Source organism: Acidovorax sp. 1608163 (assembly GCF_003669015.1).
In the GTDB taxonomy this organism is placed as follows: domain Bacteria; phylum Pseudomonadota; class Gammaproteobacteria; order Burkholderiales; family Burkholderiaceae_C; genus Acidovorax.
In genome coordinates, this window is the sequence record NZ_CP033069.1 from 3,024,318 (window position 1) to 3,039,533 (window position 15,216).

A 15,216-nucleotide genomic window follows, 5' to 3' on the forward strand; every position below is an offset into this window, starting at 1 on the left:
CTCACAAAATCGCACCCGGCTGCTCTCCCCGCTCGTACACCACATGGGCGCGGCCCACGATCAGGGGGTCGAGCGTGCCCAGGCGTGCCAGGTCTTTGGCGGCATAGGGCAGCTTGTGCAGCACGTAGCGCATCGCGTTCAGGCGTGCACGCTTCTTGCAGTCGCTCTTGATCACCGTCCAAGGCGCATCGGCCGTGTCGGTGTCGCAAAACATGGCCTCTTTGGCGCGGGTGTAGTCGTCCCATTTGTCCAGCGATGCGGTGTCGATGGGGCTGAGCTTCCACTGCTTGAGCGGGTGCGCCTCGCGCTCCTTGAAGCGGCGGCGTTGCTCCTTTTGGCTGACGGAGAACCAGAATTTGATCACATGCACGCCGCTGCGCACCAGGTGGCGCTCAAACTCAGGCGCCTGGCGCATGAACTCGCTGTACTCGGCATCCGAGCAAAAGCCCATCACACGCTCCACCCCGGCGCGGTTGTACCAGCTGCGGTCAAACATCACGATCTCGCCCTGCGTCGGCAGGTGCTGCACATAGCGCTGAAAGTACCACTGGCCGCGCTCGGTCTCGGTGGGCTTTTGCAGCGCCACAACGCGCGCACCACGGGGATTGAGGTGCTCCATGAAGCGCTTGATGGTGCCGCCCTTGCCTGCCGCATCGCGCCCCTCAAACAAGATCACCACGCGCTGGCCGGTCTCCTTCACCCAGGCCTGCAGCTTGAGCAGCTCCACCTGCAGCCGAAACTTCTCGCGCTCGTAGGTCGAGCGGCGCAACAGGTTGCGGTAAGGGTAAGCCCCCCGGCGCCAGTCGCGGGCAAGCTCCTCGTCGGGGTTGACGCCATCGGCATCTCCGTCGCCACTGGCCTCACGGCCCACATGCTGGCGCAGGGCTTCGTGCAACGCCTCCAGGTCGTCTTGCGATGCGCCCTCCAGCAGCGCCCGCAGGCTGGCAATGCGCTGCTGGGTGGATTGGGTGGCGTCATCGCTGCTGAGCAAGGACAACACCGCGGCCGTCTGCTGCCCCTGCGCAGCCTGCACCGCTTGCTGCGCCACATGCCGGGCCAGCGTGGCGGGCTGCAGGCTGGGTGGCACGTCGCCCCGGGCCACCGTGCGCACGGCGCGGGGTGAGGCCTTCACCACAGCCCCCGCCGCAGCGCTTGCGCGCCGGCGTGTGGCGGGCGCTGCGGCCTCCACATTGCCCAAAGGGCTGGAAGAGATCGAAGGACTGGCCGAAGCGGATGGGGTGGTGGGAGCACGGCGTGGGGTCATGGCAAGGTCTCCGGTTGGGTGCCCCAGGGGGCTACGCTGCAGACTGCATGAACTTCAAGGGCCACACAGCAAGCGTCGCAGCGCACCTGGGTGCACGTCACAAAATCGTCAAAAACCCCATTCTTGCGCGCAGGGCTCGCAGCGATTTGACAGACATCAAGGCGGTTTGCAATAGCCAGCCATGCCCTGTCGCGAGCTTGAGGCGGGGCCCGCCCTATCTATATAAAAACACAGCCTAGCGCTTTATATACAAGCGCTAACAGCTATATTTTTAATAGCAAACCAATTACTCGCGGCCTGGCTCCACCACGGCGCCCAGGTTGTCCAGCGTGGCCAGGCAGGCCTGGGCCACTTCAACGCCCTTCTTCACGAAGTGCTCGCGGTAAAAGCGCAGGTGGTCCTCGTGCTCGTGAAAGTCGCGGGGGGTGAGTACGGCAGACAGCACGGGCACGTCGGTGTCCAGTTGCACACGCATCATCCCGTCGATCACGGCAGAGGTCACAAACTCGTGGCGGTAGATGCCACCGTTCACCACCAGCGCGCAAGCCACGATGGCGTCGTAGCGCCCGCTGCGCGCCAGCTTTTTGGCCAGCAGCGGTATCTCGAAGGCTCCAGGCACCTCGTAGTGCACCACCTGGCTGGGCGACAAGCCACTGCGAGCGAACTCGGCCACCGCAGCATCGCGGGCCTGGTGAACGATGTCCCGATGCCAGTTGGCGCAGAGAATGGCCACGCGCTCGTTGCGGGGCACTGCGCTGGTGCGGCCCAACTCGGCGTTGGCGGCTGCGGCATGGGAATGGAAGGACTGATTCATGGACTTATCTCGTTGCGAAGAAAGGGCTACCAGAATCAGGGCGCGCGCGAACAGGGGCACCCGTGCAACACAAGGCACCCGCGTGCAACCCCACGCGCATTGCGCGGCCCACCCGCCCTGCCCCAACAAGCACAGCAAGCCAACCGCAGCCACACGCGCAGCGCCACACACGGGCACCCCACTGAACGGGAGGCCCATGGCTTCGCGATCTCTTTCATCCGGACTGTGACCGTCGGCTCTGGCATCGCACCAGATCTGCTGACCCTGCGGGGTGGTTCTTCCAGAAGGAGGAACGGCCCTGCAGGCGCTCGCGGGCTCCTGCAACCTTGTCAGGCCACAGATACCGCCGGTGGGGAATTTCACCCCGCCCTGAGAACGCTACCGGGCGTGAAAAGGCTCCAAGCCCGGCGCAGGCGATTCTAGGCCCACCCAGCCATGCCGTTGCCATCGATCGCTTTGCCCACGTTGCCCACTCTGGCAGTGCGATTTTTCAGGGCTGCGTGGTCAAGCGCTGCTGCACATGACTCACCGGGGCCGCTCAAAGCCGCCCTCGGCCCAAGCGGCGGCACTGGCAACCGTGAGCTTGAAGGTGGGCGGCACACGCACGCGCCCCAGTTCTTCGCCCAGTTCGTCCTGCGCGCTCAGAGTGGCCGTGGCGCCCTCTTCGTCCGGCACGATGGCCAGGGCCACGCGCAGGCGCTGGCCTTGCACGGTGACGTGCACGCTCTTGTTGAGCTGGGCATGCAACTGCTGCTCGTGGCGGCGAATCACCTCGCTGGCGGTTTTAACCAGGGTGTTGAAGGCCGACACATCCAGGGGCTTGGGGTTCTTCTTGTCGCGCCCCATGGTCCAGGGCCCCACCAGGGCGGGCTCGGCCTCGCCTCGCAGCGTCATCGCCACGGCCCAGCCGTCGTCGTCTTCGTTTTTGATGACACGCGCCGTCCAGCGGCCGTCGCTCCAAAGGCGTGGTTCCTGAACAGCGTCGGTCGTGTCGTGGGTGTCTTGCATGGGCGGGGCGAAAAAGGCCAAGGAGGCGAAGGAGGGGCGCAGAGCATAACGGCTCAGGGCACCTTGCACTGAAAGCTGCGATTCAGAGCCACCGAACAGGGCCATTGCACCGTGAAGCACAGCCCTTGCCTGCAGCCATCGACCTGTTTTTCAATAACTGTTCGTTATTGATCGGGGCGATCAAAAACCGTCCATTGGACGGCTGGCCGCCTCGCGCAGAACGTCCATGAAGGCCTGCGCGGCCGGTGTCGGCGGCTCGCCCAGCCGGGTGATCAGGCCATAGTCGGGCATGCGGTCTGGCAGCTCTACCGGGATGCGGGCCAACAGGCCTTTGTTCACGTATTTTTCGACCAGCGCGGCGGGCTGCAACGACAGCATGTCGGTGGTGTGCATCAGCTCTAGCGCAAACAAAAAAGAAGGCGTCTCGACCACACCCGAGGTGGGTGCCAGGCCAGCGCTGCCAAAGATATCGTCCGACACCTTGCGCACGGCGGTAGAGGCGGGGTACAGAATCCAGGGCCAGTGGGCCAGCTCGGTCAAGGCCAGGTCCACCGTGCCGCGCAAAGGGTGGTGCAGCCCGGCCACCACCTGCAGTGGCTCGGCAGACAGGCGCTCGTAATGGAACTGGCTGCGCTGCGCCTCGTCCGTGAAGCGGCCGATCATCAGGTCGATCTTTCGTTCGGCCAGCCACACCACCAGCTGGTCGCTGCTCTGCTCCAGAATTTTGAGCACCAGCAAAGGCCGCAGGCGCTGGATTTCAGCCACCGACGCCACCAGCAAATGGGCTGCGGAGCCGGTGATGGCGCCAATCGACAAGTGGCCATGCCCGCCTTGCTTGAGGGCATTGAATTCGTCCACAAACTGGCGCTGGCCGTCGAGCACAGCGCTGGCATAGCGCAGGGTAAAAAGCCCCAGCTCGTTAGGCCGCATGCCGCGCGACAAGCGGTCAAACAAACGCGCCTCCAGGATCTCCTCGATGTCCATCAGGATCTTGGTGGCCGCAGGCTGGGTGACGTGCATCTGCTCGGCCGTCAAACGCAGGTTGCGGGTACGCCCGAGGATGTCCAGAAACTGCAAATGCCGAAACCGCAGCCGCGCACAGGCCTGCGCCAAAGACAAGGGTTTACCCGGAAAAACGTCTGTACCCATAACCATTTGGAATGGATCGTAGCAAAAAATTCAGTAGACCCACGCTGGGGCCAGACCTACCCTTCGGCCTGCGTCACTGACGGGCCTACAAAGGAACCGCAGGGCGTGGGCGGCACACCTGCCGCGACACAGCCATACCAACGGAGACAAACATGAAGTTCAAATCCCTCGCCCTGGCCGCCACCGTGCTGGCCGCTTTGGCCGCCCCGGTGTCCGCGCAAATCAAAGAGCATGTGTTCAAGGTGGGCATCGGCCTGAGCGAAGACCACCCCCAGGCACTGGCCGTCAAGCACTTTGCCGAAAAACTGGCCGCCAAGAGCGGCGGCAAGATGAACGCCAAACTGTTTGCCAGCGGCTCGCTGGGCAACGACGTGAGCATGACATCGGCCTTGCGCGGCGGCACGCTGGAGATGACGGTGCCGGACTCCTCCACGCTGATGTCGCTGATCAAGCCCTTTGGCGTGCTGAACCTGCCCCTGACCTTCAACAACGAGCAAGAAGCAGACGCCGTGCTGGACGGCCCCTTTGGCCAGAAGCTGCTGGCCATGCTGCACGAAAAGGGCCTGGTCGGCCTGGGCTACTGGGAGAACGGCTTTCGCCACGTGACCAACTCTCGCCGCCCTATCAACAAAGCGGATGATCTGGCAGGCCTAAAACTGCGCGTAATCCAGAGCCCCTTGTTTCTGGACACCTTCAACGCCCTGGGCACCAATGCCACGCCCATGCCGTTCACCGAGCTGTACACCGCCATGGAGCAGTCTGCTGTGGACGGACAGGAAAACCCACCTGCCACCATCTTGGCCAGCAAGTTCTACGAAGTGCAAAAGCACTTGGTGCTCTCGCGCCACATGTACAGCGCCTGGGTGCTATTGATGTCCAAAAAGACCTGGGACGGTTTATCAGCCGAAGAACAGAAGATCGTGCAGGAAGCGGCACGCGAAGCCACGTTGTTTGAGCGCAAGACCATCCGCGCCTTCAGCGAAACTGCGCTGGGCGAACTGAAGAAGGCAGGCATGCAGATCACCGAGCTGCCCACCGCCGAGCAGGCCAAGCTGCGCACCAAACTGCAGCCAGTGTTGACCAAATACGGGCGTGAGTTTGGAGAGGCAACGACCAGCGAACTGATGGGCGAACTGGCCAAAGCACGCGCCACTCCCACCAAGTAAACCAGTATCACCACTGGCACCGCGCGGCGTGATACCGCGCGTGGGCCAACGCCACCAACTCCTCATACCTGCGCCACTGGTAGCCCCATGCAAAAAACACCTCGCCGCCCCTTTCGCTCTCGCGACTGGTTTGCCGACCCCGAGCGCTCGGACATGACCGCGCTGTACCTGGAGCGGTTCATGAACTACGGGCTCACGCCCGAAGAACTGCGCTCAGGCCGGCCCATCATTGGCATTGCACAAACGGGCAGTGACCTGTCGCCTTGCAACCGCATCCACGTCGACCTGGCGCGCCGCGTGCGCGAGGGCATCCGCGACGCAGGGGGCATTCCCATGGAATTCCCTGTGCATCCCATCTTTGAGAACTGCCGTCGCCCCACGGCGGCGCTGGACCGCAACCTGGCCTACCTGGGCCTGGTGGAGACGCTGTACGGCTACCCCATTGATGCCGTGGTACTGACCACAGGCTGCGACAAGACCACCCCTGCGGGCGTGATGGCGGCCAGCACGGTGGACATTCCGGCCATCGTGCTCTCCGGCGGCCCCATGCTGGACGGCTGGCACAACGGCGAGTTGGTGGGCTCAGGCACCGTCATCTGGCGCAGCCGCCGTCAGTTGGCCGCTGGGGAGATTGACGAAGAGGAATTTTTGCAGCGCGCCTGCAGCAGCGCCCCCTCTGCCGGGCACTGCAACACCATGGGCACGGCATCGACCATGAACGCCGTGGCCGAAGCCCTGGGCCTGTCGCTGCCCGGCTGCGCGGCCATTCCGGCGCCTTACCGAGAGCGGGGCCAGATGGCCTATGAGACCGGGCGCCGCATTGTCGAGATGGCCTATGAAGACCTGCGCCCTTCGCGCATCCTGACGCGCGAGAGCTTTCTCAATGCGCTGTCGGTGGTGAGCGTGGCCGGGGGTTCGAGCAACGCGCAGGTACACATCATGGCCATGGCGCGCCACGCGGGCGTGGTGCTGGAGGCCAAGGACTGGACCGAGCATGCCTACGACCTGCCCTTGCTGCTGAACATGCAGCCCGCAGGCCAGTTTCTGGGCGAGCGCTTTTTCCGCGCTGGTGGGGTGCCCGCGCTGATGTGGGAGTTGCAGCAAGCCGGGCGCCTGCACAACGACTGCGCCAGCGTGACGGGCCGCACAGTGGGCGACAACCTGCAAGGCCGCGAAACCCGCGACCGCGAGGTGATTCGCCCATTTGATCGGCCGTTGCTGCAAAAGGCCGGCTTCCTGGTGCTCAGCGGCAACCTGTTTGACTTTGGCATTTTGAAGACCTCGGTGATCTCCGAGGCCTTCCGCGCCCGCTACCTGAGCCGCCCAGGGCAGGAGGGCACTTTTGAAGCACGCGCCGTGGTGTTTGAGGGCGCAGACGACTACCACGCCCGCATCAACGACCCGGCACTGAACATCGACGAAGGCTGCATCCTGGTGATGCGCGGCGCGGGGCCCATTGGCTGGCCAGGATCGGCCGAGGTGGTCAACATGCAACCGCCCGATGCACTGATCCAGCGCGGCATCAACACCCTGCCCACCCTGGGCGATGGTAGGCAATCGGGCACGGCAGACAGCCCATCCATCCTGAACGTGTCGCCAGAGAGTGCTGTGGGCGGAGGCCTGAGCTGGCTGCAAAGCGGCGACACCATCCGCATCGACCTGAACACGGGCCGCTGCGATGCGCTGGTGGCGCCCGAAGAGATCGCACGCCGCCGCCGCGAGCTGCCCGCGCCCCCTATCCCCAAGAGCCAGTCTCCGTGGGAGGCGCTCTACCGCGAAAAGACGGGCCAACTGGTGGACGGCGCGACGCTGGACTTCGCGCTGCAGTTCCAGCGCATCTCTGAAAACACCCCACGCCATAACCACTGAGCCCGGCACTGCACAGCGCAACCACGCCAACCATGGCGTGCACTGCACAAGCTGCAACTTGACACCGTAAAGGACATTCCATGACCACCACAACAGCGGCCACAACGGCCGGTGCGGACAAACACGCCCCTACACCAGCCCACCCGAGTCCCTCCATTGCGCAAGTGCTGCCCACAGACGGCCTGCAAGGCACCTTGGTGGGCCGTGTGTGGGCCCCCGGAGCCATCCCCGGGCCCGCCGTGGTCGCCCTGCGGCCCGAAGGTGTGTTCGACCTGACCGAACACTTCCCCACCATGAGCACCCTGCTGGACCAAGCCCAGCCCGCACAGGCGGTGCAAGACACGCCGGGCCAGTGGCTGTGCAGTGTGGAGGACCTCATTCAGAACAGCCTGCCTGGCCAGCGCAACGCTAGCGCGCCCTGGCTGCTGGCCCCCTGCGATCTGCAGGTGGTCAAAGCCGCTGGCGTCACCTTTGCCGCGAGCCTGATTGAGCGGGTGATTGAGGAACAGGCCCGGGGCGACGCCAACCGCGCACAAGGGCTCAGAAGCCAGGTGATCGGACTGATTGGCGAAAGCCTGGCCGACATCTGCCCCGGCTCGCCCCAAGCCATGGCGCTGAAAGCGCTGCTGCAGGAAAAAGGCCTGTGGTCACAGTACCTGGAGGTGGGCATTGGCCCCGATGCCGAGGTGTTCACCAAGGCGCCCGTGCTGGCCTCGGTGGGCTGCGGCCAGGACATCGGCATCCGCGCCGATTCGGCCTGGAACAACCCCGAGCCCGAGGTGGTGCTGGCGGTGAATGGACGCGGCGACATCGTTGGCGCCACGCTGGGCAACGATGTGAACCTGCGCGACATCGAAGGCCGCAGCGCACTGCTGCTGGGCAAGGCCAAGGACAACAACGCATCGTGCGCATTGGGGCCATTCATCCGCCTGTTCGATGAGGGCTTTGGCCTGGACCAAGTGCGCAACGAAACCGTGCACTTGCGCGTGGCCGGGGCGGACGGCTTTGAGCTGCGTGGCATCAACACCATGGCCAGCATCAGCCGCGACCCGGCCGATCTGGTGGCGCAGACGCTGGCGGCACACCAGTACCCCGACGGTTTCATGCTGTTCCTCGGCACGCTGTTTGCGCCCATTGAAGACCGCGACCAACCCGGCAGCGGCTTCACGCACAAGCTGGGCGATGTGGTCACCATCCAGAGTGCATGGCTGGGCGGCCTGCACAACCGCGTGACGCACAGCGAGACGGCTGCGCCCTGGCAGTTCGGTCTGCGCGCCTTTATCAACAACCTGGCACAGCGCGGCCTGCTACGCAACGCCGATTTGTGACACGGCCCAAAGTACCGACTTCCTAAAAATGAATGGCCCCGCCATCACGGAGACATCCCCATGCTGACCTCTTTCATTGACCGGTGCTGCCGCTGCATCAACCTGCTGATCGCCCTGGCCCTTGCGGTGATGGTGCTGCTGGTGTTTGGCAACGTGGTATTGCGCTACGCCTTCAACTCCGGCATTTCGGTCAGCGAGGAGCTGTCGCGCTGGCTGTTTGTTTGGATCACGTTCCTCGGGGCCATCGTGGCGGTGCGCGAGCATGGCCACCTGGGCACCGACATGCTGCTCACCAAGCTACCGCCCATTGGCCAGCGCATCTGCCTGGTGGCCAGCTACGGACTGATGCTGTTTTGCACCTGGCTGCTGTTCAGTGGGGCCCTGGCCCAGGCGCGCATCAACCTGGATGTGGAAGCGCCGGTGACGGGTGCCTCCATGGCCATCTTCTACGCGTCAGGCGTGGTGTTTGCCGTGGCGTCCGGCCTCTTGCTGCTGATGGACCTCTGGCGCCTTCTGTCGGGCCAGATCAGAGACGACGAGCTGGTGCAAGTCACCGAATCGGAAGACCTGGCCTCGGTCGAAGACCTGCACCTTGATCGCACCGGCGCACCCCACAAGTAATCCGCCCAGGAGACCTACCCATGACTGTTTTCATCTTCCTTGGCTCCCTGCTGGCGGCCATGGCCATTGGCGTGCCCATCGCCTACGCTCTGCTGGTGTCTGGTGCGGCACTGATGTGGCACCTGGACCTGTTTGACGCGCAGATCCTGGCGCAGAACGTCATCAACGGCGCAGACTCGTTTCCGCTGCTGGCGGTGCCGTTCTTCATGCTGGCGGGCGAGATCATGAACGTGGGCGGCTTGTCCCAGCGCATCGTCAAGCTTGCGCTGACGCTGGTGGGGCACAAGCGTGGCGGGCTGGGGTTTGTGGCCATTTTGGCGGCCTGCATGCTGGCCGCACTGTCGGGCTCTGCCGTGGCCGACACGGCAGCGCTGGCGGCCCTGCTGCTGCCCATGATGGTAAAGGCCGGACACGACAAGGCGCGCGCCGGGGGGCTGATTGCCTCGGCGGGCATCATTGCGCCCGTCATTCCACCGTCCATCGGGTTCGTGGTGTTTGGCGTGGCCGCCAACGTGTCGATCAGCAAGCTGTTTCTGGCGGGCATCGTGCCCGGCTTGATGATGGGGCTGGCCATTGCCGTGGCCTGGTATTGGGTATCGCAGCGCGAGAACATTACGCCGCCGCCCAAAGCATCCACCGCAGAGAAACTCCAAGCGCTCAAGGAATCCACCTGGGCGCTATTTCTGCCCGTGATCGTGATCGTGGGCCTGAAGATGGGCGTGTTCACCCCTACCGAGGCAGCGGCCGTGGCGGCGGTGTACGCCCTGCTGGTGGCCACCCTGGTCTACCGAGAACTGCACTGGCGCGAGCTCACGGCCGTTTTTGTGAGCGCTGCCAAGACTACGGCGGTGATCATGTTCCTGGTGGCTGCAGCCATGGTGAGCGCCTGGCTCATCACCGTGGCCGACATCCCCCGGCAGCTGATTGACCTGCTGCGCCCTTTCATGGACAGCCCCACCCTGCTCATGATCGCCATCATGCTGCTGGTGATGGCCGTGGGCACCGCCATGGACATGACGCCCACGATCCTGATCATGACGCCAGTGCTGATGCCGGTGGTGAAGGCCGCAGGCATCGACCCCGTGTATTTCGGTGTGCTGTTCATCATCAACAACGCCATCGGGCTGATCACCCCCCCCGTGGGCACCGTGCTGAACGTGGTGGCTGGGGTGGGAAAGATGCGGATGGACGAGGTCACCCGGGGCGTCATCCCCTTCATGGCGGCCCAGTTCGCAGTGATGTTTCTGATGGTGCTGTTCCCCGCCATCGTGCTGGTGCCTATGCGCTGGTTCACGGGCTAGGCGTTTGCACACCACGACCTACCGTCTACCTCACACGGCCTCTCTTCGGAGCCCCACATGGAATCGAACACCTTGCACCACGCGACCGAGACCCGTCTGCCGCTAGAGACATTGCTGACGGCCTTGGGTCCATCCGCCGTGCTCTGGGGGCAGACATCCCCGAGCGCAACCACAACGATTACAGCGGCCTGCAGGCCAGCCCGCCGCTGGCGGTGGTGCGCCCTGCCGACACGGCGGGCGTGGCAACCGCTTTGCGCATCTGCCACGCCCACGGCGTGCCTGTGGTGCCCCAGGGCGGAATGACCGGGCTGTGCGGTGGTGCCCGTGCAGCGCCTGGCCAGGTGGCTTTGTCCTTGGAGCGCCTCGTCGGCATAGAGGAGCTGGATGCCGCTGCAGCCACCATGACGGTGCTGGCAGGGACGCCGCTGGAAGCCATTCAGCAGGCCGCCACCGCTGCCGGATTTTTCTGCCCGCTGGACCTGGGGGCACGCGGCTCGTGTGCCATTGGCGGCAACCTGGCCACCAATGCGGGGGGCAACCGGGTGATCCGCTACGGCATGGCCCGCGAGATGGTGCTGGGCATTGAAGTGGTGCTGCCCGACGGCACCGTGGTGACCTGCCTCAACAAGATGATCAAGAACAATGCGGGGTTTGACCTCAAACACCTGTTCATCGGCAGCGAGGGCACGCTGGGCATCATTACCCGCGTGGTGCTCAAGCTGTTTCCACAGCCTGCCTCGACCATGGTGGCCGTCTGCGCGCTGCGCAGCTATGCCGATGTGCTGGCGCTGCTGAACTCCGCCCGCCAGAACCTGGGGCCACTGCTATCGGCCTTTGAGGTCATGTGGCCTGACTACTGGCAATTTGCCATGCGCCACGCGCCTGGGGTGCGCAACCCGTTCCCAGGAGACGAGACCAACTACGGGGCCTATGTGCTGGTGGAAGCCCTGGGCACCGACCCGGTGCAAGACGCGCCACGCTTTGAGCGCTGGCTGGAGGGACTGATGGAGACAGGCGCCGTGCCCAATGCTGCGTTGGCACAGTCGCTGGCCGATGGCAAGGCGTTCTGGCGCATCCGCGACGCCAGTGGCGAACTGCACCCTGTGTGGCCTCACCACCTGGCCTTTGATGTGGGGCTGCCCGTGGCACGCATGGACGAATACGCCAGCCGCTGCAGGCAAGCCCTGCAAGCGCAGTTCCCGGGGGTGCAATCGCTGTTCTATGGCCACATTGGTGACGGCAACCTGCACATCATCGTGTACCAGCCCGCAGCCGACCCACAGCCCAAAGACCAGGTCAATGCCCTGGTGTATGGCCTGGTGCGAGAGTACGGCGGCACGGTCTCTGCAGAGCATGGCATCGGCACCCTCAAACGCGAGTGGCTGGGGCACGCACGAGCCCCCGAAGAGATCGCGCTGATGCGGCTCATCAAGAACGCCATCGACCCCAAGGCGCTGCTCAACCCCGGCAAGGTTCTTTGACTCTTATCCACCGCTCGCACCACCACGCCATGACCACACTTCGACTTGCCAACAAAACCGCTTTTGTCACCGCTGCAGGCCAAGGCATAGGCCGCGCCACCGCCGTCGCTTTTGCAGCCCAGGGCGCACGCGTGATCGCCACCGATATCAATGCCCAGGCGCTCGCCACGCTCCAGGACGGCATTGGCTGCACAGTGCACACCTTGGATGTCACCGACCCACTGGCCATCGCAGCGGTGGCGCAGTCTGCGGGTCCCATCCAGGTGCTGTTCAACGGCGCCGGGTTTGTGCACGCAGGCAGCGTGCTGGACTGCACCGAAGACGAATGGGCTTTTGCGTTCGAGCTGAACGTGCGCTCGCAATTTCGCACCATCAAGGCCTTTTTGCCCGGGATGCTGGCCCAAGGTGGCGGCTCCATCATCAACGTGGCGTCGGTCGCAGGCAGCATCAAAGGGGCACCCAACCGGTTTGTCTACGGCACCACCAAGGCGGCCATCGTCGGCCTGACCAAGTCCGTGGCCGCCGACTTTGTGGCCCAAGGCATTCGCTGCAACGCCATTTGCCCAGGCACCGTGCTGTCACCCTCGCTGCAAGAGCGCATCAATGCCCAGGCCCTCGCCACAGGCCAAAGCTTGGCGCAGGTAGAGTCCGGATTTGTCGAACGCCAGCCCATGGGCCGCCTGGGGCGCGCCGAAGAAATTGCCGCGCTGGCCGTGTACCTCGCCAGCGATGAATCGTCCTTCACCACAGGCACCACCCAAATCATCGACGGCGGTTGGTCCAATTAAATGGAATTGAATTAACAAGGAGACATGGAATGAAACTATTGCGCCACGGCCCCAAGGGGCAAGAGAAGCCCGCCCTGCTGCACACCGATGGCACGGTGCGCGACCTTAGCGCCGTACTGCCGGACATCGGCCCCAGTAATTTGTCACCCACCGGCATGGCGGCGCTGGCCAGTCTGGACGCATCCACCCTGCCGGTGGTGGAGCCCGGTCGCCTGGCCGTGCCCTGGACAGGCATGCGCAAATTCATTGCCATTGGCCTGAACTATGCAGACCACGCCGCCGAGGCCAACATGCCCATCCCGCAAGAACCCATCGTTTTCACCAAAACCGTGGATTGCGCCGTGGGCTGCAACCACGCGGTGGTACTGCCGCAGGGCTCCGTCAAGACCGACTGGGAAGTGGAGCTGGGCGTCGTCATCGGCACCCGTGCGCGCTACGTGAGCGAAGCCGATGCGTTGAAGCATGTGGCGGGCTACTGCACCATCAACGATATTTCCGAGCGCGAGTACCAGCTCGAACGCGGTGGCACCTGGGACAAGGGCAAGGGCTGCGACACCTTTGGCCCCATTGGCCCTTGGTTGGTCAGCGCAGAGGAAGTTGGCGATCCGCAAAACCTGGCGATGTGGCTGGACGTGAATGGCGAGCGCCAGCAAACCGGCAGCACCCGCACCATGATTTTTACGGTGGCTCAGCTCGTCAGCTACCTCAGCCGCTTCATGACCCTGGAGCCCGGAGACCTCATCACCACAGGCACCCCGCCGGGTGTGGGCATGGGCAAAAAGCCCGCACCCCAGTTTTTGAAGCCTGGCGATGTCATGACCCTCGGCATCGAAAAGCTGGGCGACCAACGCCAGACGGTTTTCGCCTGGGACCCTCAGCTCATTGATGGCTGAGCCCCCCGCCGCGTGATAGCCCAGCGCTGATACCGGCGTTGGGCGCATCGAACCGGTCTGCGCGCAAGGGCTTTTGCCCCTGCCGCGCAGGGGGTCGAGAGCGGAAACTGCGCAAAATGATGCGTAAACGCTACGCCCTTACGCATTGACGAGCATTTTCAGGACTGCTGCCACGGCCTTGCAGCCCCCGAGATACAGGGGCGGCACCAGCCAAACGCAGGTTATTGGGGTTAAGCCTGAAAATTTCCCCCCCAACGCACCCCGAACTGCTTCTAGAATTTGTAAACGTGCGTATCAGCGCGAAGGACACCGACCATGAAAGCAGTTCAGCAAGAAATCGACGAACGGACCAACCTCACCAGCACGAACAAGTTCGAGCTGCTGTTGTTCCGACTGGGTATTGACAGTGCGCTGGGCAAATCAGAGCTGTTCGGGATCAATGTGTTCAAGATCCGCGAGATCGTGGCCATGCCCAGCATCACGCCCATCGCCGGAACCACCGCCCATTCGTTGGGAGTGGTCAACCTGCGCGGCCAAGTGATCCCGGTGCTGGACTTGCCCTCCATCGTGGGCTGCAAGCCCCAAACGGGGCTCAACATCATGTTGGTGACTGAATACGCGCGCACCACGCAAGCCTTTGCGGTCGAATCGGTGGAGGACATCGTTCGCCTCGACTGGAAGCAAGTGCTGTCGGCCGAGACCAGTGGCGCCGCAGGCAAGCTGGTCACCAGCATTGCACGCCTGGATGGCAACACCGATGAGTCCCGCCTGGCCCAGGTGCTGGATGTGGAAGCCATTTTGCAAATGGTCTCGCCCTCCGACGGCCACGAAGTCACGGAAGAGAAAGTGGGCGCCAAGCTCAAACTCAAGCCTGGCACCATCATCCTCGCAGCAGATGACTCCTTCGTGGCCCGCTCACTCATCGAGCAGGAACTGAAGGTCCTCCAAGCACCGTACGAGATGGTCAAGTCCGGCAAAGAAGCCTGGGACCGGCTCAATGCCATTGCCAAGGCCGCAGAAGCCGAGGGCAAGTCTGTTACAGACCGTGTGGCCATGGTGCTAACCGACCTGGAAATGCCCGAGATGGACGGGTTCACCCTCACCCGCAACATCAAGCAAGACGCTCGCTTTAGCGGCCTGCCCGTGGTGATTCACTCCTCGCTGTCTGGATCAGCCAACGAAGACCACGTCCGCAGCGTGGGCGCGGACGGCTACGTCGCCAAGTTTGTGGCCGAAGACTTGGCCGAAACCATTCGGCGCGTTCTCCCCCGCTGATGACGTTTCCCGTCCCCGGCAATGCTGGGGACGGATCGACACTGCCGTCCAACCACAAGCATTCGCAGCTTGTGGACCCGGGTGAAGAGTGGGCCCTGGTCAGGTGCCCCGTCGAAGGTAGTACAAGCAGTACGACAAGACGGGACGACAACGCCAGGGAAGTTCGGTGAGCCGCATCAAACCCGCTTGGGTGCGTGCTTTCCCCCCCGACACGGACAGGGCTGTCGCTCACGACAGCGTCCCTACGGCATGGCGCTGA

Annotated in this window: 13 protein-coding genes and 1 riboswitch; of the genes, 9 read left to right on the forward strand and 4 right to left on the reverse strand. The window is 63.8% G+C overall.

Annotation, left to right across the window (positions count from 1 at the left end):
* Position 1: 1 nt before the first annotated feature.
* The 4 genes from ppk2 to EAG14_RS13415 all read right to left on the reverse strand — a co-directional run bounded on the left by ppk2 (position 2) and on the right by EAG14_RS13415 (position 4,235).
* Positions 2 to 1,264: a polyphosphate kinase 2 gene (gene ppk2 / locus EAG14_RS13400; RefSeq protein ID WP_121729160.1), complete on the reverse strand. Its 1,263-nt coding sequence runs from the start codon at positions 1,262 to 1,264 to the stop codon at positions 2 to 4.
* A gap of 286 nt (positions 1,265 to 1,550) precedes the next feature.
* Entirely contained in the window at positions 1,551 to 2,078 is a 528-nt protein-coding gene (locus EAG14_RS13405; RefSeq protein WP_121729161.1) for a 6,7-dimethyl-8-ribityllumazine synthase, read from the reverse strand.
* Positions 2,079 to 2,280: 202 nt separating this feature from the next.
* Positions 2,281 to 2,459, reverse strand: a riboswitch (FMN riboswitch).
* 144 nt (positions 2,460 to 2,603) lie between these two features.
* Positions 2,604 to 3,086: a hypothetical protein gene (locus EAG14_RS13410; RefSeq protein ID WP_121730473.1), complete on the reverse strand. Its 483-nt coding sequence runs from the start codon at positions 3,084 to 3,086 to the stop codon at positions 2,604 to 2,606.
* A 180-nt stretch (positions 3,087 to 3,266) separates the two neighbouring features.
* Positions 3,267 to 4,235: a LysR family transcriptional regulator gene (locus tag EAG14_RS13415; RefSeq protein WP_099654970.1), complete on the reverse strand. Its 969-nt coding sequence runs from the start codon at positions 4,233 to 4,235 to the stop codon at positions 3,267 to 3,269.
* A 152-nt stretch (positions 4,236 to 4,387) separates the two neighbouring features.
* Here EAG14_RS13415 and EAG14_RS13420 point away from each other — a divergent pair, with 152 nt between their 5' ends.
* The 9 genes from EAG14_RS13420 (at position 4,388) to EAG14_RS13460 (ending at position 14,957) form a co-directional block, all read left to right on the forward strand.
* Positions 4,388 to 5,401, forward strand: a complete 1,014-nt coding sequence (locus EAG14_RS13420) for a TRAP transporter substrate-binding protein (protein WP_121729162.1) — start codon at positions 4,388 to 4,390, stop codon at positions 5,399 to 5,401.
* Positions 5,402 to 5,488: 87 nt separating this feature from the next.
* Positions 5,489 to 7,270, forward strand: a complete 1,782-nt coding sequence (locus EAG14_RS13425) for an IlvD/Edd family dehydratase (RefSeq protein WP_121729163.1) — start codon at positions 5,489 to 5,491, stop codon at positions 7,268 to 7,270.
* Between the two features lie 80 nt (positions 7,271 to 7,350).
* Entirely contained in the window at positions 7,351 to 8,598 is a 1,248-nt protein-coding gene (locus EAG14_RS13430) for a fumarylacetoacetate hydrolase family protein (RefSeq protein ID WP_240456785.1), read from the forward strand.
* Between the two features lie 60 nt (positions 8,599 to 8,658).
* Complete coding sequence (locus EAG14_RS13435) at positions 8,659 to 9,219, forward strand: TRAP transporter small permease (protein WP_121729164.1); 561 nt, start codon at positions 8,659 to 8,661, stop codon at positions 9,217 to 9,219.
* Between the two features lie 20 nt (positions 9,220 to 9,239).
* Entirely contained in the window at positions 9,240 to 10,520 is a 1,281-nt protein-coding gene (locus tag EAG14_RS13440; RefSeq protein WP_121729165.1) for a TRAP transporter large permease subunit, read from the forward strand.
* A 239-nt stretch (positions 10,521 to 10,759) separates the two neighbouring features.
* A complete protein-coding gene (locus tag EAG14_RS13445; RefSeq protein ID WP_240456786.1) occupies positions 10,760 to 12,001 on the forward strand; it encodes an FAD-binding oxidoreductase in 1,242 nt (413 codons plus the stop codon).
* Positions 12,002 to 12,030: 29 nt separating this feature from the next.
* The gene (locus EAG14_RS13450) at positions 12,031 to 12,789 is read left to right on the forward strand and encodes an SDR family oxidoreductase (protein WP_121729167.1); all 759 of its coding nucleotides are present in this window, start codon (positions 12,031 to 12,033) and stop codon (positions 12,787 to 12,789) included.
* A 29-nt stretch (positions 12,790 to 12,818) separates the two neighbouring features.
* The gene (locus EAG14_RS13455) at positions 12,819 to 13,682 is read left to right on the forward strand and encodes a fumarylacetoacetate hydrolase family protein (RefSeq protein WP_121729168.1); all 864 of its coding nucleotides are present in this window, start codon (positions 12,819 to 12,821) and stop codon (positions 13,680 to 13,682) included.
* Positions 13,683 to 13,997: 315 nt separating this feature from the next.
* Positions 13,998 to 14,957: a chemotaxis protein gene (locus EAG14_RS13460; protein ID WP_099654962.1), complete on the forward strand. Its 960-nt coding sequence runs from the start codon at positions 13,998 to 14,000 to the stop codon at positions 14,955 to 14,957.
* Positions 14,958 to 15,216: the final 259 nt, after the last annotated feature.